16 protein-coding genes and 7 pseudogenes are annotated in these 18975 nt (G+C 74.1%); 5 read left to right on the forward strand and 18 right to left on the reverse strand.

Features of this window, described 5'->3' with window-relative positions:
• Positions 1–982 precede the first annotated feature (982 nt).
• Positions 983–2019 (reverse strand): annotated as a pseudogene (locus ABD794_RS01370) (bifunctional 3'-5' exonuclease/DNA polymerase); the annotation flags it as partial.
• Positions 2020–2065: 46 nt separating this feature from the next.
• Between ABD794_RS01370 and polX the strand changes: the two are divergent.
• The 4 genes and pseudogenes from polX (at position 2066) to ABD794_RS01390 (ending at position 6563) form a co-directional block, all read left to right on the forward strand.
• A pseudogene (gene polX / locus ABD794_RS01375) lies at positions 2066–3801 on the forward strand (DNA polymerase/3'-5' exonuclease PolX).
• 56 nt (positions 3802–3857) lie between these two features.
• On the forward strand, positions 3858–4688 hold the full coding sequence (locus ABD794_RS01380) for a pentapeptide repeat-containing protein (RefSeq protein ID WP_344960456.1): 831 nt from the start codon (positions 3858–3860) through the stop codon (positions 4686–4688).
• Between the two features lie 69 nt (positions 4689–4757).
• Positions 4758–5327, forward strand: a complete 570-nt coding sequence (locus ABD794_RS01385; RefSeq protein WP_344960457.1) for a TetR/AcrR family transcriptional regulator — start codon at positions 4758–4760, stop codon at positions 5325–5327.
• Between the two features lie 51 nt (positions 5328–5378).
• Complete coding sequence (locus ABD794_RS01390; protein WP_344960458.1) at positions 5379–6563, forward strand: GDSL-type esterase/lipase family protein; 1185 nt, start codon at positions 5379–5381, stop codon at positions 6561–6563.
• A 51-nt stretch (positions 6564–6614) separates the two neighbouring features.
• Here ABD794_RS01390 and ABD794_RS01395 read toward each other — a convergent pair whose 3' ends face one another.
• From ABD794_RS01395 to ABD794_RS01450, 12 genes and pseudogenes are all read right to left on the reverse strand, one after another.
• Entirely contained in the window at positions 6615–8132 is a 1518-nt protein-coding gene (locus tag ABD794_RS01395) for a hypothetical protein (RefSeq protein WP_344960459.1), read from the reverse strand.
• 91 nt (positions 8133–8223) lie between these two features.
• A complete protein-coding gene (locus ABD794_RS01400) occupies positions 8224–9399 on the reverse strand; it encodes a glycosyltransferase (RefSeq protein WP_344960460.1) in 1176 nt (391 codons plus the stop codon).
• A complete protein-coding gene (locus ABD794_RS01405; RefSeq protein WP_344960461.1) occupies positions 9396–10217 on the reverse strand; it encodes an alpha/beta fold hydrolase in 822 nt (273 codons plus the stop codon). Before ABD794_RS01405 ends, ABD794_RS01400 begins: the two co-directional genes overlap by 4 nt.
• Before the next feature lie 3 nt (positions 10218–10220).
• Entirely contained in the window at positions 10221–10478 is a 258-nt protein-coding gene (locus tag ABD794_RS01410; RefSeq protein WP_344960468.1) for an acyl carrier protein, read from the reverse strand.
• 77 nt (positions 10479–10555) lie between these two features.
• The gene (locus tag ABD794_RS01415) at positions 10556–11719 is read right to left on the reverse strand and encodes a 4'-phosphopantetheinyl transferase superfamily protein (RefSeq protein WP_344960462.1); all 1164 of its coding nucleotides are present in this window, start codon (positions 11717–11719) and stop codon (positions 10556–10558) included.
• A gap of 886 nt (positions 11720–12605) precedes the next feature.
• A pseudogene (locus ABD794_RS01420) lies at positions 12606–13109 on the reverse strand (acyltransferase domain-containing protein); the annotation flags it as partial.
• A 101-nt stretch (positions 13110–13210) separates the two neighbouring features.
• The gene (locus ABD794_RS01425; protein ID WP_344960463.1) at positions 13211–14047 is read right to left on the reverse strand and encodes a ketoacyl-synthetase C-terminal extension domain-containing protein; all 837 of its coding nucleotides are present in this window, start codon (positions 14045–14047) and stop codon (positions 13211–13213) included.
• A 314-nt stretch (positions 14048–14361) separates the two neighbouring features.
• Positions 14362–14445: pseudogene (locus tag ABD794_RS01430) on the reverse strand (beta-ketoacyl synthase N-terminal-like domain-containing protein); the annotation flags it as partial.
• Positions 14446–14692: 247 nt separating this feature from the next.
• Positions 14693–14845 (reverse strand): annotated as a pseudogene (locus ABD794_RS01435) (hypothetical protein); the annotation flags it as partial.
• Positions 14794–15048, reverse strand: coding sequence for a beta-ketoacyl synthase N-terminal-like domain-containing protein (locus ABD794_RS01440; RefSeq protein WP_344960469.1), 255 nt, complete (start codon positions 15046–15048; stop codon positions 14794–14796). The pseudogene ABD794_RS01435 and the gene ABD794_RS01440, both read right to left, overlap by 52 nt.
• A 2-nt stretch (positions 15049–15050) precedes the next feature.
• On the reverse strand, positions 15051–15197 hold the full coding sequence (locus tag ABD794_RS01445; protein ID WP_344960470.1) for a hypothetical protein: 147 nt from the start codon (positions 15195–15197) through the stop codon (positions 15051–15053).
• A gap of 253 nt (positions 15198–15450) precedes the next feature.
• Positions 15451–15720, reverse strand: a pseudogene (locus tag ABD794_RS01450) (SDR family NAD(P)-dependent oxidoreductase); the annotation flags it as partial.
• Between ABD794_RS01450 and ABD794_RS01455 the strand changes: the two are divergent.
• Positions 15683–16819, forward strand: coding sequence for a hypothetical protein (locus ABD794_RS01455; RefSeq protein ID WP_344960464.1), 1137 nt, complete (start codon positions 15683–15685; stop codon positions 16817–16819). The pseudogene ABD794_RS01450 and the gene ABD794_RS01455 sit on opposite strands and share 38 nt — an antisense overlap.
• A 362-nt stretch (positions 16820–17181) precedes the next feature.
• Here the strand turns inward: ABD794_RS01455 and ABD794_RS01460 are convergent, their stop codons facing one another.
• From ABD794_RS01460 to ABD794_RS01480, 5 genes and pseudogenes are all read right to left on the reverse strand, one after another.
• Positions 17182–17661, reverse strand: a complete 480-nt coding sequence (locus ABD794_RS01460; RefSeq protein WP_344960465.1) for a hypothetical protein — start codon at positions 17659–17661, stop codon at positions 17182–17184.
• A gap of 173 nt (positions 17662–17834) precedes the next feature.
• Entirely contained in the window at positions 17835–18050 is a 216-nt protein-coding gene (locus tag ABD794_RS01465; protein WP_344960466.1) for a hypothetical protein, read from the reverse strand.
• A 39-nt stretch (positions 18051–18089) separates the two neighbouring features.
• Positions 18090–18224 (reverse strand): hypothetical protein, encoded by a 135-nt coding sequence (locus tag ABD794_RS01470; protein ID WP_344960467.1) that lies wholly within the window; start codon positions 18222–18224, stop codon positions 18090–18092.
• A 159-nt stretch (positions 18225–18383) separates the two neighbouring features.
• Positions 18384–18632 (reverse strand): hypothetical protein, encoded by a 249-nt coding sequence (locus tag ABD794_RS01475; RefSeq protein WP_344960471.1) that lies wholly within the window; start codon positions 18630–18632, stop codon positions 18384–18386.
• 188 nt (positions 18633–18820) lie between these two features.
• A pseudogene (locus ABD794_RS01480) lies at positions 18821–18967 on the reverse strand (hypothetical protein); the annotation flags it as partial.
• Positions 18968–18975: the final 8 nt, after the last annotated feature.

Raw genomic sequence — 18975 nt, forward strand, 5'->3', positions numbered from 1 at the left:
CTAACCGACCCGGACGCCAGCCCGCGGCCGCCTGACAGGGGTCTCATTTCGCATCCTGCGTAAATCAGCAACTTACCCACACGCGCCGTCCGTGAACGGAACAACCGGCGTCACGGACGTAACGCCGAACGCGTTAGCCTTCGCCCTCGCCTGAGCAGAACCGTCGCCGCGCCGCACCACACAGCCCGCACAGTGCCGCATCACGGTCAGTCCCACGACCTACCTCGGCACCTCCTCCTCGGGCAGTGCACACGGACTGCAGTCTGTAGCCAGTGCTGAAGAAAGACCAGAACTCGGCCCGGAGCCAGCGCGAGGTACCGATGCTTCAACCGGACCAAGCGCAAGCCCCACGATCAACACGCACCACAAGTACACGCAAGACCGCGCTGCCCTGCTCACTACGAAACAGTTGCGCTACGTGGAGTTTGTGCACTGAAACCGCCACTCCTCGGTGACCCACGCGCCCGCGCCCGCGGGCTCAGCCAGCGCACCCTGCCAGCCTCGGACAACTCCCCACGGTCGCTCACCTCGACCAGTCTTTGGCGGCAGGGGCCCCACAGCCTATCTGATCACGAGGGGTATGCAGGACGCGGTGGCGAAAGGCCAGACGCGTGCGTCAGGTGGGCAGCCACGGAGCCAACGGGTACCGGGAGCCCCAGGCGACCTCCTCACCACTTCCGCGCAGGGGTCCGGGGTCCGTCGACAGTACCGCGACCGCCGGGTTCATCAAGGTCAGACGGCGGCGCAGTTCGGCCAGGGCTTGACGGCCGTCGCCCGAGCGTCACTGACCGCTAGATCGCGCCCAGGAACGGCCAACACTGGCACGCCCCCGGATCGCCCCCGAACCAGCCCGACGCGCCAGGTACGCGGTTAGAGAGTCATAGCCCTATCCCGCGTACCTCCCATCAGGACACCGCCGGTACGCGGGAGACACAGGCTGCCACCCAACCCCACCCTCGGCTCGAAATCTGGTCGGACCGTCATCGGCGACCACCAGCCGCCCAGCCCGGATCGGCGACGACCGCCCGCCGACCCACCTTGGGGATCTGCAGCGCCCCGCCGCCGTTGGTGGTCCACCGGCCGGTGACCGTGCCGCCCGGCAGGTACTCCGGGCGGAAGCGGCCGTCGCGCACCCAGGTCTGGGAGCCAGGACCAGCCGTGCGCGGTGTGCAGCCGGTAGAGCTTCTTTGTACTCCAGGAGCGGCCCCACCGCGGGGTGGTCGAGCCCGCTCAGCTCCCAGGCGCGCGTCGAGGACAGGGCGATGCCCTCCCGGGCGAAGGCCCGGACGATGTCGGCCGGCAGATCGGGCCGTACCCGCACGCCGTCCGCCGAAGGCCCGCGAGACCTCGGTCGGCCAGCTCCGCCAGCCGCCGGGTCTCCTGGCCGCCCGGATAGCGCTCCCCAACAGGGCCGTGAGCAGCTCCCGGTGCACGTCGGCCCGCCAGGGCAGCCCGGCCCGGCCCATCTCGGCCGCGACCAGGGTGCCCGCGACTCGGCGGTCGTCAGCAGCCGCATGCGGCCGGGGTGGGCCGTGTCCTTCATCCGGGCCTGCTGGTCCGCGTGGACCTCGACCAGGGCCGTCAGCGGATCCGTCCCGGGCGGCAGCGGCACCGGGCCCGGCTCGAACAGCGACGGCTGGCCGCCGGCCGCGCGCAGCGGGCGGGTCCTCCGGCACGGGCAGCCCTTGAGCCGCGCCCACGCGGCGGCGAGCGAACGCGGGTCCGGCCGCGCTGGCCCTCCTCATGGCCGAGGATCAGCGTCTCGGCGGCCTCCACGTCGTAGCACCGCTCGACGCGACGCCCGCGTCCAGCAGCCGCCCGTAACCCCGCGCCGTCGCACGCCACACCCACCGGTCGGCCTCCGGCCGCGCCCGGACCGCCTCGGCCAGGCTCCGCTCGGCCACCACCGGCCCGCACCGGATCGGCCGCCGGGCCCGACCGGCACAGCCGCACCGTCCCGTCCCCCGTCTCCGCCACTGCCCATCTCACGTTCCGCAGTCTCGCACCGGGGTCCGACATCTCCCCCTGCCTCGCCCCTTGACCGCTCCGGTGGCACGCTGAAGCCATGGCCCGGCCCAACGAAGAGGTCGCGGCGGTGCTCCAGGAGTACGCCGATCTCGTCGCCATCTCCGGCGGCGACGCCCTTCAAGGCACGCGCCTACGAGAAGGCCGCCCGCGCCATCGGCGGCCACCCCCTCCGACGTCTCGAAGCTCGACCTGCAGGGCCTGCGCGAGATCCCCAACGTCGGCAGGTCGATCGCCGAGAAGGGTCGTCGAGTACCTGGGCACCGGCCGGGTCGCCGCCTTCGAGGAGACCCGGACGTCCCGTCCCGGCGGGCGTCCGCGAGCTGCTCGCCATCCCGACCCTGGGCCCGCACAAGGCCCTCGTGCTCTACGAGGAGCTGCGCGTCTCCTCCGTCGACGGACTCCTCGACGCCATCCACGAGGAACGGCTGCGCGGCCTCAAGGGATTCGGCGAGAAGACCGAGCAGAACATCCTCCACGGCATCGAACTGATGAAGAAGGCCGGCGGCCGGATCCTGCTGTCCGCCGCCACGGACGCCGCCGAGCGGATCGTCGCCGACCTCTCGCGGATCGACGGCTGCGAGCGCTGTTCCTTCGCCGGGTCTCGCTGCGCCGCATGCGGGAGACCATCGGGGACATCGACATCCTCGTGGCCGCCGCCCGCGCGGAGCCGTTCATGGAATGCGATCAGCACCCTCCCGTACACCGCCGAGGTCATCGCCCGCGGCTCGAAGAAAAACGTCGGTCCGCACCGTCGACGGGCTCCAGGTCGACCTGCGGGTGCTGCCGCCGGACGCCTGGGGCGCGGGGCTGCTGTACTTCACCGGCTCCAAGGCGCACAACATCCGTGTCACGCGAGATCGCGGTGCGCCACGGGCTCAAGCTCTCCGAGTACGGGCTCTTCCGCGTGAAGAGCGGCCGCAAGGTCGCCTCCCGGACGGAGGAGGACATCTACGCCCGGCTCGGGCTGCCGTGGATCCCCCCGACGCTCCGCGAGGACCGCGGCGAGATCGCGGCGGGGCTCGGGGACGGGCTCCCGGACCTGGTCACCGAGGACGACATCCGCGGCGACCTGCACACCCACACCGACCTCACCGACGGGCTGGCGCCGCTGGAGGACATGGTCGCCGCGGCCGCGGAACGCGGCTACGCCTACTACGCCGTCCACCGACCACGCCCCCGACCTCGCCATGCAGCGCATGACCCGCGAGAAGGCGCTGGCCCAGCGCGAGCGGCTGCGCGCCCTGGAGGGGAAGACACGGCCGGATGCGGCTGCTGCACGGCACCGAGCTCAACATCGGGCCGGACGGCGGCGTGGACTGGCCCGACGACTTCCTGGCCGGCTTCGACCTGTGCGTCGCCTCCGTGCACTCGCACTTCAACCAGTCCCGCGAGGAGCTCACCCGCCGGTTCGTCCGCGCCTGCGAGAACCCGTACGTCGCGGTCATCGGGCACCCTACGACCCGGCTGATCGGCAAGCGGCCCGCGATCGACGCCGACTTCGACGCGGTGTTCGCGGCCTGCGCGCGGACCGGGACGGCCCTGGAGATCAACGGGCATCCCGACCGTCTCGACCTGGGCGACGAGGAGATCCTGCGGGCCCGACGGCACGGGGTGAAGTTCGCCGTGAACACCGATGCGCACTCCGTGACGCACCTGCCCTACATGCGTTTCGGCGTGGGGACCGCCCAGCGCGGCTGGCTCACGAAGGACGACGTCGTCAACGCCTGGCCGCTGCAGCGGCTGCGGCGCTTCCTGCGGCCGGCCACCGGATAGCGCCGGATAGCATGGAGCGTTCACCACCTGCCCCACCGTGAGGAAGCGCGCGCCCCGTGTCCGACATACGCGAAGCCCCCGCCCCCGACAACCGCGCCCTGCGCGCCGACTGCGGAAACTGCTTCGCGCTGTGCTGTGTGGCCCTGCCCTTCGCGAAGTCGGCCGACTTCGCGATCGACAAGGACGCGGGGAAGCCCTGCCGCAACCTCCGGGACGACTTCCGCTGCGGCACGCACACCACGCTCCGCGAGAAGGGTTTCTCCGGCTGCACCGTCTACGACTGCTTCGGCGCCGGCCAGAAGGTCTCCCAGGTCACCTTCGGCGGTCGCAGCTGGCGCGAGGACCCGGCCACGGCGCGGCAGATGTTCGAGGTGTTCCCCGTGGTGCGGCAGCTGCACGAGCTGCTCTGGTACCTGACCGAGGTGCTCGCCCTGCCGCAGGCCGCCCCCGTCCACCGGGACGCGCGCCGGCTGCTCGGCCGCACGGAGCGCCTGACGGAGTCCGCGCCGGAGGCGATCCTGGAGCTGGACGTCATGGCGCTGCGCCAGGACGTCAACGTCGTTCTGCTGCGCGCCAGTGAGCTGGTGCGGGGCGGCAAGGGCGGGAAGAAGAAGGAGCGCCGGGGCGCGAACCTGATGGGCGCCAAGCTGCGGGGCGCGGACCTCCACGGCGCCAATCTGCGCGGCGCGTATCTCATCGCGGCTGACCTGCGCGACGCGGATCTGCGGTCGGCCGACCTGATCGGCGCGGACCTGCGCGACGCGAACCTGTCCGGGGCGGACCTGACGGGTGCCGTCTTCCTCACCCAGCCCCAGGTCAACTCGGCCAAGGGAGACGCCCGGACGCGTCTGCCGGAGGGGCTGACCCGGCCGGGACACTGGGCGTAGCCCTTTTCCCACTTGCCTAAAGCCTTTAGGTAACTCCATAATCGGTTCAGGCAACCGAGGGGAGGACCCGTGGCACGCGTCGGACTGACCGCACAACGCCTCGTCGAGGCAGGGGCCGAGCTCGCCGACGAGGTCGGCTTCGACCAGGTGACCGCCTCCGCGCTCGCCCGGCGCTTCGACGTCAAGGTGGCGAGCCTGTACTCGCACATCAGGAACACCCAGGACCTCCGGACCCGCATCGCCCTGCTGGCCCTGGAGGAACTCGCCGACCGGGGTGCCGCGGCGCTCGCCGGACGGGCCGGCAAGGACGCCCTGGCCGCCTTCGCGAACGTCTACCGCGACTACGCCCGGGAGCACCCCGGCCGTTACACGGCGACCCGGTTCCGGCTCGACCCGGAGACGGCCGCCGCGAGCGCCGGGGGGCGGCACGCCCGGATGATGCGGGCGATCCTGCGCGGCTACGACCTGGAGGAGCCGGACCGGACCCATGCGGTCCGGCTGCTGGGCAGCGTCTTCCACGGCTACGTCGATCTGGAGGCGGGCGGGGGCTTCAGCCACAGCGCCCCCGACTCCCAGGAGTCCTGGTCCCGCGCCATCGACGCCCTCGACGCCCTGCTGCGGAACTGGCCCGCGACCTGAACCGTCCGGACACTTCGATCACTCGATCAACTCGATCAACAGGCTGAGGCGATGAGCACCGAGCACGACTGGATCACCACCCCCATCACCGCGGAGATAGTGCGCGGCGCCCTCGAACTGGAGCGGACCGCGCACGGCGTGCTGCCGCACCGGCTGCCCGCCCGGGCCCGCGCCCAGTGCGCCGACGGGCAGCTGGCCATGATGGAGTCCCAGCCCTCCGGCGTACGGCTGGCGCTCCGCACCGGGGCCACCGCCGTCGAACTGGACGTCCTGGCCACCAAGCGGGTCTTCGTGGGCGCCCCGCCCCGCCCGGACGGGGTGTACGACCTGCTCGTCGACGGCCGTCCGGCCGGGCGGGCGAGCGTGACCGGCGGCAACACCCTGACCATCGACCTGGCCACCGGGACCGCCGAGCACCGGCCCGGGCCGGCCGGCACCGTCCGCTTCGGCGGTCTGCCCGCGGGCGTGAAGGACGTCGAGATCTGGCTGCCGTACAACGAGACCACCGAGCTCCTCGCGCTGCGCACCGACGCCCCCGTCGAGCCCGCGCCGGACCGGGGCCGCAAGGTGTGGCTGCACCACGGCAGTTCCATCAGCCACGGCACCGACGCCGCGAGCCCCAGCGCCACGTGGCCCGCACACGCCGCCTCGCTCGGCGGCGTGGAGCTGATCAACCTGGGCCTGGGCGGCGGCGCCCTGCTCGACCCGTTCACCGCCCGCACCCTGCGGGACACCCCCGCCGACCTGATCAGCGTCAAGATCGGCATCAATCTGGTCAACACCGATCTGATGCGGCGGCGTGCCTTCGGCCCGGCGGTGCACGGCTTCCTCGACACCGTCCGCGAGGGTCACCCCACCGCCCCGCTGCTGGTCGTCTCGCCCATCCACTGCCCCGTCCACGAGGACACCCCCGGCCCCTCCGCCCCGGACTTCGAGGCCATGAAGGCGGGGAAGCTCCGCTTCATCGCCAAGGGCGACCCTTCGGAGACCGCGAGCGGCAAGCTGACGCTCAACGTCATACGGGACGAGCTGTCGCGCATCGTCGCGCAGCGCGCGGCCGAGGACCCGAACCTGCACTACCTGGACGGCCGTGCCCTCTACGGCGAGGCCGACTTCGCCGAACTGCCGCTGCCCGACGAGCTCCACCCTGACGCCGCCGCGCACCTGCGCATCGGCGAGCGCTTCGCGCGGCTGGCCTTCGCCGCCGACGGCCCCTTCGCGAGCCGCGGCGCCTGACGAACACCGTGCCTCCCCGTGGTCGGACGGGGAGGCACGGCCTCGTCGCCGTCAGCCCTTCCGGTCCTTGTCGCCCGTCCCCGTGTCGTCCTGCGGGGTACGCGGCTGGGGAACGCGTATCGCTCCCTTGCCGTGGGCGAGTTGCACCTCGCGCTGCACCTTCGGCATCGGGATGCGCACGGCGAGCGCCTGCACGCCGCCGATCTTCAGATACGGCATGACCCATCCCTCCAGGTCGACTCCCGCGAACAGCCGCCAGTCGACGTCGGCCGCGGCCTTGCCCTCGGTCGACCCGCTGACCTTGCCCTTGACCTCGGTGCGCACGTAGGGCGCGGCCACATCGCCCTTCACGCCCACGCTGCCGTACAGACCGAGGTTGGCCTCGGTGCCGAACCGGACCTTCACGTTCGCCGCGGCGGACGTGCTCGCCTTCAGCGTCGCGGGGGTGACGTTCGCCTTGGCCTCCGGCTGCCATCCCTCCTTCAGGCTGAAGGCGGAGCCGAGGGTGAAGTCGCCCTTGACCGGGTCCTGTTGGACGTCGAGGCTCACCCTGCCGTCGGCATCGATGAGGAGGTAGCAGGTGAGGTCGATGTTGACGGTCACCGGAAGCTCACCGATGTAGAAGGTCGGGTTGGCGTGCAGGACGACGAACGGCACCCGCACCGGCTTGCCGTTGGTCGTGGGCGACGTCCGCCCCTTGAAGCGGAAGCCCGAGGACCAGTCGCCGGTCAGCCGCAGCCCGGCCCCGGACGGGCCGTCGCCGGAACCGCGGCCGTAATAGTTGAAGTCGACCTGCGGCGCGAGCTGGACGAAGCCCTTGAACGCCGCCTTGACGGGGCTTTCCACCCCTTCCTTCTTCGCGTCCTTCTCCGTGTCGAGCTTGGTGTCGACATCGACGCGCAGGCTGCCGAAGGGGAGTTTGAGCCCCTCGGGCCCGGCGTGGACGTCGCCGCGCTTGGCCCAGGAGAACTTGACCCCCGGGACGAGCGGTTCGGCCTTGAAGCCGGACGGGTCGACGGGCAGCTTGCTCTTGACCTTGGAGTCGCCCAGCACGGTGGAGAGATCGGCCGGGGCGGTACGGACCTCGGTGCCCTTCGAGGTCTTCTTCTCCACCTTCGTGACCTTGGCCAGGACGCCCTTGGGGGCACCGGGCACGGGCTTGCTGGCGATGATGTCGCCCACGGCGACGGGCTTGTCGGCCTTGGGCGTCGCCGACGGACCGGGCTTGCCGGACGGACCAGGCTTGCCGGACGGACCGGGCGGGTTCGGGGCGATGCCCTGGGAGATGACGGCACGGCCGCTCTTCTCGTCGATCGAGTCGACCTTCACCGGCGGCTTCTGCGCCTTGATGCCGCCCCCGGCCGGGACGGCGACCGCGCCGGGCGAGGCATCCCCCGGGGAGGGCGTCCGGAGGCTGAAGTCGACCTTGGGGGCGCTGTTTTCACCGGCGTTGGCCACCTCGTCCGAGGCGGCGGTGGTTCCGCCGCCGGATGACGAGCAGCCGGCGAGGGCGAGTGAGAAGGAGGTGAGCAGCACCGGTATCAGTGCTCTCCTGCGGAGGTTGCGCATGGCGGTCCTCGGGGTGTGGTGTGGGGTGGGGACTGTCGGGCTCATGTCAGGTCAGGGCATGGGTGCACCTCGTTCTCCGGAGATCGGCCGCTCACGTGCGGGGGCGGGCGACCAGCAGGGCTTCGAGGTGCGTGGCCGCGGCCGCCGCGCCTCCCGCGGCACGGAAGGACTCGCGCACCCGCCCGGCCGCCTCCCGGTAGGAGGGCTCGCGGAGGACGGTGTCGAGCGCCGTGCCCAGCGCGTCGGCGGTCGCCCGGTTGAAGCGGATCCGTACGCCCGCCCCGGCGTCCGTCACCTGGGCGGCGATCACGGGCTGGTCGTCCCGGATGGGCGCGACGACCAGGGGGAGGCCGTGCCACAGCGCCTCGCACACGGTGTTGTGCCCGCCGTGGCAGATCACCGCGTCGCAGCGTTCCAGCAGCGCCAGTTGGGGGACGTGCCGCCGGACCAGCACCCGGTCGGCGAACTCCGGCACCGTGCCCGCGGGATCGACGATCACCGCCTGCGCCCGGTCCCGGCGTCCGCGCACCGCCTCGGCGCAGGCGGCGAGGAAGCGGGACGCGGCCTCGGCGTTGGCCGTGCCGAGGGTGATCAGCACGGTGGGTGTCCGGGGGTCCAGCCGGTGCCAGGGGAAGTCGTCCGCGGCCGGCCGGGAGGCGAGCGACGGGCCGACGTAGCGCACCGGTCCGGCCGGGGCGTCGGCCGGACCGGCCAGCGCCTCGGTGCTGAAGGCCAGCACCAGCCGGCCGGACAGCCGCGGGTCCGCGGTGCCCCTCGGATTGCCGATCCGGTGCCGCAGTTCCTCGATCCGCCCGGCGATCCAGGAGTCGACGTTCGGCAGGCCGGACAGCGGGGCGAGGCCCGCCGAGGTGGTCGCCGAGGTGGCCCACACCAGACCCAGCCGCTCGGCCGTGAGGCCGCCGGCGACGGCCTGTTGGTCGGCCACCAGGACGTCCGGGCGGAACTGCCGGACGGCCGCCCGCACCCCGGGCGCCATGTGCTCCGCGAGCGGCCCGAGGAAACGCTCCCAGAGGAACTTCAGCGCCGCCGGGCCACGGAGCGACGGCGGGCGCAGCAGGGCGGGGTCGGCCAGGTCCGGGGAGGAGCAGCGGAACACGGTCGCGCCGGCGCCCACCAGCGGCGCCACCAGTTCGGGCAGTCCGGCCCAGGCCACCTGGTGCCCGCGCCGGGACAGTTCGGCGGCGACCCCGACCGTGGGGTTGATGTGCCCGACCAGGGGCGGCACCACGAACAGGATGCGGCTCACCGGATCACGTCCCCGGCCGCCGGGGCGGGGGTGTGCGTACGGATCCAGTCGAGGATCAGGTCGCCGGTCAGCTCCGTCGCGCCGACCAGGACCCAGTGCTCCTGGTCCGGCACCACGACGGTGCGGCAGTGGGGCAGCAGGGACCTCAACCAGCCCTCCTGGACGGCGAGTTCCGACTCGGCACCGTAGAGGGCCAGCACCGGGCAGCCCACCGCGCGGATGCCGTCCTCGTCGAGCACCCGGCTGGCGGGGACGTCCCGGGCCATGGTGGTGGTGTGCAGCAGCCGGGCGGCGGACCGGATCCGTTTGGTCACGTGCTTGCCGTGTTTCCCGGTCAGTTCCTCGAAGAGCCCGTCGCGGGCGAGTTCCTCCGCCCCCCGCGCCAGGTTGGCGGCCATCTTGCGGGACCAGGCGCCGGTCGGCGGCTCCGACTCGATCAGCGAGACGCTGGCCACCCGGCCCGGGTGCCGGGCCGCGAGGCCGAACGCGATGGTGCCGCCGTAGGAGTTGCCCACCAGGTGGACGGGACCGGGCGGGTCCAGCCGGTCGAGCAGGGCTTCGAGGTCGTCGAGGTAGTCCTCCAACCGGTAGCCGTCGGGCGGGCGTTGGCTGTGACCCTGCCCCCGCAGGTCGTACATGACCACGTCGAGCCCGGCGGCGGCGAACCGGGGCGCCAGGGTGAAGTAGTAGCTGACGAGACTGTCGATGAGCATGCCGTGGATGAGCACCACCGTGGGCGGCGGGGCCGTGCCGGCCGTCGTCCGGGCGGGCATCCGCTCCACGTGCACCGCGAGGCCGTTGGCGTCGATCATGGCCATGGGTCACCGCTCCCCGGGGTCCCGCAGGCAGTCGGCGATGTGCTCGACGAGCTGTCCGATCGTCAGGCCGATGATCTCCTCCAGCCCGAGTGCGGCCAGGTACTCGGCGAAGTTGACCCGCTCCCCGTACCGCGCCTGGAGGTGGCCGCCGAGGGTGACCAGGTCGATGCTCTCCAGGTCCAGGTCGTCGTGGAACCGGGTCTCCATGGTGATCCCGGCGTCGTCCACGCCGCCGTACTCGTCGAGGACGGCGCGGAGCATGCCGCCGACCTCCTCGAACACGGCCTCCTCGGACACGGCCTCGCGGGCCCGGGTGTCCGGCGCCGCCTGACTGCTGTTCACTGCTGACTCTCCTGTCGTTCGTCTTCCGGGTGGTCTCCCCCGGCGGCCGGACCCGTGGTCCAGGCGACCACGTACTCCCGCTCGGGAAGCCCCTCCGGGTTGGCGACGCCGCGGCACCGCACCGGGTGGCGGCGGCCGGCGGCGACCACCGTCAGGTGGTCCGGCCGGGCCTCGGTCACCGCGAAGTCCCGCGGGCGTCCTCGCAGTCCGGTGCCCTCGGCCTTGGCCACCGCCTCCTTCGCCGCCCAGAACCGGGTGAACCACAGGGATTCCGGTTCTCCGGTGCGGGCGCACAGCGCGGCGAGGAGCTCGCGCTCTGCGGGGTCGAGAGCGGCGGCGAGGGTCGTGGCGGGCCGCTCGGCGACCTCCTCGATGTCGATGCCGACCGCCGCCGGGCGCCCGTCCGTGCCGCGCGGCCGGACCAGGGCGACGGCGGCCTCGGCCCGGTGCGCCAGCGAGACGTCGAGCCCGGGGAGGGCCCGGCCGTGCACCCCGGTCACCCGCGGCCGGCCGGCCGCGTCGTTGTCCACCCGGATCTCGGCGGGGAAGACCGGCCCCTCGCCGTGCTCCCACAGCCACCGCCGGACCGCGTCCTTGGCCGCGATGCGGCCGAGCAGCCACTGGCGACGGCCCGCAGGCGGCTTCCTCCCGTGGTCCTCGCGCTCGGCGGTGCCGAGATGGCGCCGCATCACGAGGTCGCGGGAGGCGAGGTCGTGGCACCGGTCGAAGAGGAGCACCCAGCCGCCTTGTTGGGCATCGGAGAGGGTGTGCCGTTCGGGGAACCGCTCCTGCGCCTTGGTCTCCGTACTGCTGTCGAACCGGTGGTCCTGCCAGCCGCCGATCTCCGCCCAGACGCCCCCGTCCACGAGCAGCTGCACGTCCGCCTCCACCGTGGCGTCGGTGACCGAGACGATCCTGATGAGGCACTCGACCCGGGTGCCGGGCCGCGGGTGCGGGCCGAAGAAGCGGATGTGCCGTACGCGGACGGGGAACACCAGGGTCCGTTCGGTCAGCGTGGCCAGGATCCAGTAGCCGAGCAGCTGTCCCACGTTGTCCAGCAGCGCGCCGGGCGCCGACGGCGTCGTGAGCACGCCGCGCACATGCGCGTCGCCCGTCGCTGTCAGCTCGGTGACGCCCTGGAAGGCGGGGCCGTGGAACATCCAGCCGTCCCGGTACAGTTGCCCGGCCGTGATCTCCGGGGGGCCGTTCCTCCTCCGGCCGCCACCGCCAGGGCCGGGGCGCGTCGCCGGGATACCGGTCCGCGAGCTCCACCTCGCCGTGCGCGTACGCGCCGAACGTCACGGCGGACCGGCCGGTGCCCCGCGCCTCGACGGTCACGGGCACCTCGACGGCGGGCGCGGCGGCGACCCAGCGGTCGAACCGCACATCGTGCAGCGCCACCGCCGTCGCCCCGGGCCGGGCCCGTTCGGCCTGCTCCGTCATGTGGTGCACCACCGTCGTGGCCGGGACCACCGGCCACCGGTCGGCCTCGTCCGGCCAGCCGGGGCGTTGTCCGAAGAAGCAGTGGTCGCGCAGGTACGGCATGGTGTCCGTGGACACCCGCAGCACCGTGCGGACCGTGCGGGCCGCGGCGGCGCGGGACACCGCCACGGCGGTGTCGGCGGTGTCCTCCAGCAGCGCCCGCAGTTCGACCGCCAGCGGGGAGTCGCCGGGCGGCGGCACATCGTGGCCCGTGCCGCGTCCGACGGCCAGGGCCGAGCGCACCTCGGCCACGGTCTCCCGGTCCAGGGACACCAGTCCCCCGCCCAGGTCCAGTCGCGACGGCGGCATCCGGCGGGCGGAGCCTCCGCCGTCGGCGGCCGTCAGGACCCCGGTGTCCGCCTCCCCGCCGTCCGCCCACAGGGCCGTGGCGACCCGGAGGAGCTGCGCCATCCCTTGCCGGTGCGGGGAGTTGGCGGCCACCACCAGGTGCGGACGGCCCCGCAGGGTGTTCTCGATCAGCGAGCCCACCCGGCCCGTGCCGGCCTGGACGAACGCCCGGAAACCGGCCGCGTACATGGCCTCGATCAGGGGCCGGAAGCGGACGGGCTCCAGCAGGTGGCGGACGAAGAGCTCGCGCACCTCCTCCTCGGTGTCCGGGTACGTCGCGGCGGTGGTCGCCGACCAGACGGGCACCGTCGGCCGGCGCAGCTCGAACAGGCCGGCGTAGTGCCGGATCTGGCCGAGGTGGGGCGCCAGCATCGGGGTGTGGAAGCCCGATTGGAACGGCAGGACCTGGCCGATGACGCCGCCCGCCCGGAACTGCCGTACGAGTTCCTCCACTTGGCCGGGCGGCCCGCAGACCATCGACTGGTCCGGCGCGTTGTCGTGCGACAGCACCACCCCGGGGTGGTCCGCGAGGGCGGCGGTGACCCGCTCGGCGGGGGCGCCCAGCGCGGCGAAGGCCAGCCCGCCGGCCACCCGCACCCGGTCCGGGTCGAAGGCCCGGGTGAACTCGTCCACCGCGCTCCCGGCATACAGTCCGGAGGTGGCCATGGCGGTCCACTCGCCGATGCTGTGGCCCGCGACGGCGTCCGGCACGATGCCCATGCGGCGCAGCGCGGCGTCCAGCACCCGTCCCACGGCGATCACCCCGGCGCCGTGCCGGCCGACGTCCGCCACATCCGCACCGGGCCCGGCGTACCCGCCGGTCAGCAGCGCGGACAGGCCGAAGTGCGCGGCGACGTCGTCGGCCCGGGGGCTGAACTCGGCCTCCAGCCCGGGGAAGACGAAGGCCAGGCGCCCGCCGCCGGGCCCGCCGAGCAGCGACTCGGGGCGAACCAGACGTCACCGCGCCCCCGCCAGGGACGGCCCGCGGCCACCGCCTTCCGGGCCAGGGCCAGGCGCTTGGCGGTGGGGTCCACGATGCCCAGCCGGACGCGTCCGGTGCCCGGGGCGGCGAGCCCCGCCCGGCGCACGGCGGCGTCCTCGGCGTCCAGGCGCGCGGCGAGCCGCTCCGGGCTGTCGGCGGCCAGCCGCAGCACCTGCTCCGGCTCCCGGACGGTCACCGCCGGCCGGACCGGGCGACCGGGCGGGGCGGGCGCCGCTTCCAGCACCACATGGGCGTTGATGCCGCCGAAGCCGAACGCGTTGACGCCCGCCCGCCGGGTCCGTCCGTCGCCGGTCGCCCAGTCCCGCGCCGCGGCGATCGTCCGGAAGCGGGTGCGGTCCAGGGCCGGGTGCGGTTCCTCGCAGTGCAGGGTCGGCGGCAGCACGCCGTGGTGCACGGCGAGCGCGGCCTTGACCAGACCGGCCACGCCCGCGGCCGGCATGGTGTGGCCGATCATCGACTTCACCGACCCGATCACCGGCCGGTCCGCGCCGCCGGGAGGACCGCCGGGATGATCTCCGGGCGGCCCGAACACCTCGGCCAGGGTGGCGAGTTCGGCGGCGTCGCCCGAGGGGGTGGCGGTCCCGTGCGCCTCCAGCAGCCCGACGGATCCCGGTGCGGCGGGGTCGAGTCCCGCCTCGCGCCAGGCGGCGCGCACCGCCTTCACCCTGGCCCGACGGGTCGGGGTTGACCAGACTGCCGCTGCGGCCGTCACTGGCCACCCCGGTGCCGCGGATCACGGCGTAGACCCGGTCCCCGTCGCGCAGCGCGTCGGAGAGCCGCTTGAGAGCCACCACACCGGTGCCCTCGCCGATCAGCAGCCCGTCCGCGTCCCGGTGGAACGGGCGGATCCGCTGGCTCGGCGACATCGCGCGCAGCCGGGAGAACAGGGACCACAGCGTGATGTCGTGGCAGTGGTGGACCCCCGCCGGCCAGCACCATGTCGCAGCGGCCCGTGGCCAGTTCGCCGACCGCCTGGTCGACCGCGACCAGCGAGGACGCGCAGGCGGCGTCCACCGTGTAGGCCGGTCCGCACAGGTCGAGCCGGTTGGCCACCCGGGATGCGGTCAGGTTGGGGACGAGCCCGATGGCCTGCTCCGGCTCGTCCGGGCCCAGCTGCTCCGCGTACGCCCGCCGGACCCGCGTCCAGCAGTCCGGCGTCCAGCTCGGGCAGCAACTCCGAGAGAGTCCGCACCAGTTGGGCGGACGTCCGGACGGACTGGGTGCCCCGGGCCATCCCGGGGGACAGATAGCCGCCCCGGCCCAGGATCACCCCGACCCGGTCCCGGTCCGGCAGCCGGGCCGCGCCGCCCGCGTCCGCGATCGCCCCGGCGGCCACGTGCAGCGCGATGAGCTGCTCCGGTTCGGTGCCCGGCACCGAGCTGGGCATGATCCCGAACCGGGTCACCTCCACCTCGGCCAGGTCGTCGACGAATCCGCCGCGCCGGCAGTACACCCGGTCCGCGCGGTCGCGGGCGGCCGCCGGGTCGTAGAAGGAGGGGTCCCAACGCCCGGGCGGGACCTCGGTGATGGCGTCGACCCCCCGTCCGTCAGGTTCCGCCAGTACGTCCCGAGGTCCGGCGCGCCGGGGAGGAGGACCGCCATGCCGACGATGGCGACCGGGGGCCGTGCGGAGCTCATCTCATCAACCGTGCTCATCCTCACCAGCCCGATGCGGTGTAGACCACGGCGTCGGCCGACTCCTCGCCCCAGGCGAGCTCGCGCAGCAGGCACAGCGCGCCCTCCTCGGGGTCGATCAGCTTCACCCCGCGCCGCGCGTATTCCCGGGCGAGCTCCGGGGTCACCATGCCGGTGTGCTCCCCGGCCCGGCGCCCACGGCCCCCAGTGCACCGTCAGCGTCCGGCAGCGGACCGGGCCGCCCACCGGCCGCCCAGGGACTCCAGGGCGTCGTTGGCCGCCGCGTAGTCCGCCTGGCCGCGGTTGCCGAAGACGGCCGCGACGCTGCCCGAAGAACACGGCGAACCGGGGGACCCGCGGCAGTCCGTCCAGCGCTGCGAGCAGGGTGCGCGCACCGTCGACCTTGGTGCCGAACACCCGGCGGAAGGAGTCGGGTTCCTTCTCCGCCAGGACCCGGTCCTCGATCACCCCGGCCGCGTACACCACGCCGTCCAGCCGGCCGTGCTCGGCATGGACGTCCGCCACCAGGCGTCGCACCGCGTCGGGGTCCCGGACGTCCACCGCGTGGTAGCGCACCGGGCTGCCCAGGTCCCGCAGCGTGCCGAGGGTGCGGCGGATCTCCCGCCGGGCCAGGATCTGCGAGACCTCCCGTTCGATGCCGGCCGGGGAGCGTTCTCCCCGCGCGGCCAGCACGGCGCGCAGCGCCGCCCGGTCCGGTGCCCGCCGGGTGTCCCTCGTCCTCGGGGGCGTCCGGCAGCGCGGTCCGCCCGGCCAGCTCGATCCGGCAGCGGGAGGCCGCCGCGAGCGTCGCGGCGAACCGTGCGGTGATGCCCCGGGCCCCGCCGATCAGCAGCACCACGGCGTCCCGGTCCAGGCCGGCGGCGGCCGCCTCGGCCGCGCCGTCCCCGGCCGGGCCCGCGCCGCGGCCGCCCAGGGCGCCGAGGGCGCCGGCCGCCACCGGTTCGAGGCCGGACCGGCCGCCGTCCGGCGACCGCAGCACCACCGGGACCGGCTCCTCGGCCGTCAACTCGCCCACGAGCGCCGCCGCCACCTCGTCGGCCGTCATCTCCGGGGCCGCTTCGACGAGCCGGACGAGGACGTCCGGGTACTCCCGCGCGACGGTCCGGAACAGGCCCCGCAGCCCGTCCGCCCGCCCGACGGTCGCGGCGGGGACGTCCGCGCCGGCGGCGGGCGCGGCCGCGATCAGCCAGCGTGGCCCGCGCCGCAGCGCGGCCCGGAACACCGGGAAGGAGTCCGGCAGGAGCGGCCCGCCGCCGTCCCGCGCCAGCGCCTCCAGATGGAACACGCCGTCCAACGGTCCGTCCTCGTCGGCGAGTTGGTGGTGCGGCGGCAGGACGACCGCCTGTGCGCCGTGGGTGCCCAGCCGGGCGGCCAGCGCCTCGGGCACCGGACCCGCCCCGCCCAGCAGGGCGAACCGCCTGCCCTCCAGGACCGCGAACTCCCCGGCGGGGGCCGGGAGTCCGGCCCTGCGCAGGACCATCCTGGCGGGCGCCTCGCCGGCGACGGCGGGGACGGCGTCCACCGCCGCAGCGGGGGCAGTGCCCGCGTGCGGCAAGCCGCTCCTTCAGGACAGCATCGGCGATGCCGGACGCGGTACGGGCCTTGGACAGCACCTCCAGCTCCGCGTCGTCGAGCCGGGGCAGCTCCGTACCGCTGCCGCCGAAGTCCGAGCCGGGCGGCCAGACTCTCCGACGATCTCGATCCTCTTGATGGAGTCGATGCTCAGATCGGCCTCCAGTCGAGATCCGGTTCGATCATGTCGAGGGGATAGCCGGTTGCGTTCGGCGATGATGTCGAGGATGGTCGCCAGCACGTCCGCCGACGGCCGGGGCGCCGGAGGCTCCACAGTCGCGGCGGGCGGCTCCACCACGGCCTGCGGGAGCGCGCGACCGGCACCGGCGCCACCGCCGGAACCCCCGCCGCGCCGCCGAGGTACGGTCAGCAGCACATCGCGCTGCGCGGCCACCAACTCCCGGCTGGTGCGCAGGTATTCCCGCACCATCCGGTCGGCGTCCGCCGCCGTTCCGCCGTCCTGGCCTGCCTGGGTCACGGTCATCTCCTCCATGTCCTCCATGCGAATGCGTCGGGCCGGTGCGAGCGAGCCTGGCAGCGGGCCGCCGTCACGGGCGCGCGTCAGCTGTCCGTTGACGATCCAGCCGGGTGGTGCGGGGCAGGCCCCGGGGACGGCCTCGACGGTGTCGCGCCCTGGTGCAGCCATCCGGTACGGACGGGGACGCCGGCGACGGCGAGCCGGGCGAGCATGCCCAGGAAGCCGCGCAGTCCGGGGCCGTCGGGGCCCCTCGCACGCCACCGCGGTCGTGGCGGACGGTCGCCGAGGATCCGGCCCACCAGGCCGGTCAGCACCGAGCCCGGACCGGCCTCGACGAAGACCCGGGCGCCCGCCTCGTACATCCGCTCGATCTGCTGGACGAAGCGCACGGGGGAACCGATCTGGGCCGCCAACTCCTCCCGTACTCCGTCCGGTTGTCCGGGGTAGACGGCGGCTGTCCGGTTCGCCCAGACCGGGATCTCCGGCGCTGCCACGCGCCGGCCGGCGAGGGCCTCGGCGAACCGCTTGCCGGCGGTGCCACCAGGGGGCTGTGGAAGGCGCACAGCCACCGGGAACCGGCTTGGCGCCCAGCCCCCCGCTCGCGCAGCCGGCGCGCACCGCCGCCGCGACCGCCTCGGCGGGGCCGGAAATCACCGTCTGCCGCGGCGCGTTGTGGTTTCGCGACCACCACCCGGCGGCCGCAGCCCCGGCGCCGACAGCTCCTCGGCGACGTCCCTCAGTGCCCAGGCCGCCACGGCGGCCATGGTCCCCCGGTTCCTCGCCCGCGGCGGCCAGGATCGCCTCCGCGCGTGCCCGCGCTGAGCTCCAGCAGGGTCTCCGGCCCGAACGCCCCGGCCGCGCACAGCGACGACCAGTTCGCCGTAGCTGTGCCGGCCGCCATGCCGGGGCGGACGCCGGCCCGGCCCAGCAGCTCGGACACGGTCAGCCCCATGATGCCCAGCCGCGGGCATGGGCGGTCCTGGTGTCGTGATTACCGGGCGCGCTGCCCGTCCGCGACGGCGGGGGTCGAAGGCGGTCGGCGGGAAGATGGATGTCCGCGCCACTCGTGGCCGCTCCTCAGATACCGCTGGACCTCCGGGAAGGCGATGAACAGTTCGGCGAGCATGTCCGGGCGCTGGCTCCCCTGACCGCGGGAAGAGGAACGCCACTTCGCCGCCGTCGGTTCACCGGACTCCGGGCCGTCCGGGCCCGCGCCGAAGACCCCCGACCGGGGATCGTGCTCCCCGGCCAGGGCCCGTTCCAGCAGCCGGGCAGCTCGTCCAGGTCACGGGCCACGACGGCCGCCCAGGCCGGCTTCCCGGCGCGTCGCCGCGCCGGCGGCGCTCAGCGCCAGCGTCGCGCAGCCGCCAGGGCGGGCCCCCTGCCGGTCGTTCTCCCCGGCCAGCTCCAGCAGCCGGCCGACGGCCGGCCGGGTCCCGCCCGGTCGGTGCCGTGAAGACGAACAGCTCGGCCGGCCAGGCGTCGAGCCCGTGCCGGGCGGCGGTCCCGCCTCATGACCCGCGCAGCACCACATGAAGTTGTCCGCCGAAGCCGAACGCGCTGACTCCGGCGGTCCGTTCGGCGGGCGCCGCCGCCCATGACGCGCCCACCGTGTGGAAGGCGAACGGGTGCTCCCCTCCTCCCAGCGCACGGGTCGGGCCGGGTCAGCTGTGCCGTTGGCGGTCTGACGCCGGTGTGCAGGGCCATGGCCGTCTTGATGAGACCGGCCAGTCCGGACCGCGCACTTGTGTGCCCACGATCTGCGAACTTCACCGAGCCGAGCGCACACCCGCCCGGCAGCGGCCCCGGCCCCCCCGGTGAACACACTCGGTGAGCACGGCGAGTTCGTGCGGTCGCCGACCACCGCACGGGTGCCG

The sequence above is a fragment of the Streptomyces thioluteus genome (assembly GCF_039535865.1).

Excerpts from the sequence above, each read along its gene's own strand:
- ABD794_RS01390 (WP_344960458.1), top strand. The coding sequence starts at position 5,379 with ATGAGCACCGAGCACGACTGGATCACCACCCCCATCACCGCGGAGATA.
- ABD794_RS01395 (WP_344960459.1), bottom strand. The coding sequence starts at position 8,132 with ATGCGCAACCTCCGCAGGAGAGCACTGATACCGGTGCTGCTCACCTCC.
- ABD794_RS01405 (WP_344960461.1), bottom strand. The coding sequence starts at position 10,217 with ATGGCCATGATCGACGCCAACGGCCTCGCGGTGCACGTGGAGCGGATG.
- ABD794_RS01410 (WP_344960468.1), bottom strand. The coding sequence starts at position 10,478 with ATGCTCCGCGCCGTCCTCGACGAGTACGGCGGCGTGGACGACGCCGGG.
- ABD794_RS01415 (WP_344960462.1), bottom strand. The coding sequence starts at position 11,719 with ATGTTCCACGGCCCCGCCTTCCAGGGCGTCACCGAGCTGACAGCGACG.
- ABD794_RS01440 (WP_344960469.1), bottom strand. The coding sequence starts at position 15,048 with ATGAGCACGGTTGATGAGATGAGCTCCGCACGGCCCCCGGTCGCCATC.
- ABD794_RS01445 (WP_344960470.1), bottom strand. The coding sequence starts at position 15,197 with ATGGTGACCCCGGAGCTCGCCCGGGAATACGCGCGGCGCGGGGTGAAG.
- ABD794_RS01455 (WP_344960464.1), top strand. The coding sequence starts at position 15,683 with ATGCCGGCCGGGGAGCGTTCTCCCCGCGCGGCCAGCACGGCGCGCAGC.
- ABD794_RS01465 (WP_344960466.1), bottom strand. The coding sequence starts at position 18,050 with ATGGGGCTGACCGTGTCCGAGCTGCTGGGCCGGGCCGGCGTCCGCCCC.
- ABD794_RS01470 (WP_344960467.1), bottom strand. The coding sequence starts at position 18,224 with ATGCTCGCCGAACTGTTCATCGCCTTCCCGGAGGTCCAGCGGTATCTG.
- ABD794_RS01475 (WP_344960471.1), bottom strand. The coding sequence starts at position 18,632 with ATGTGGTGCTGCGCGGGTCATGAGGCGGGACCGCCGCCCGGCACGGGC.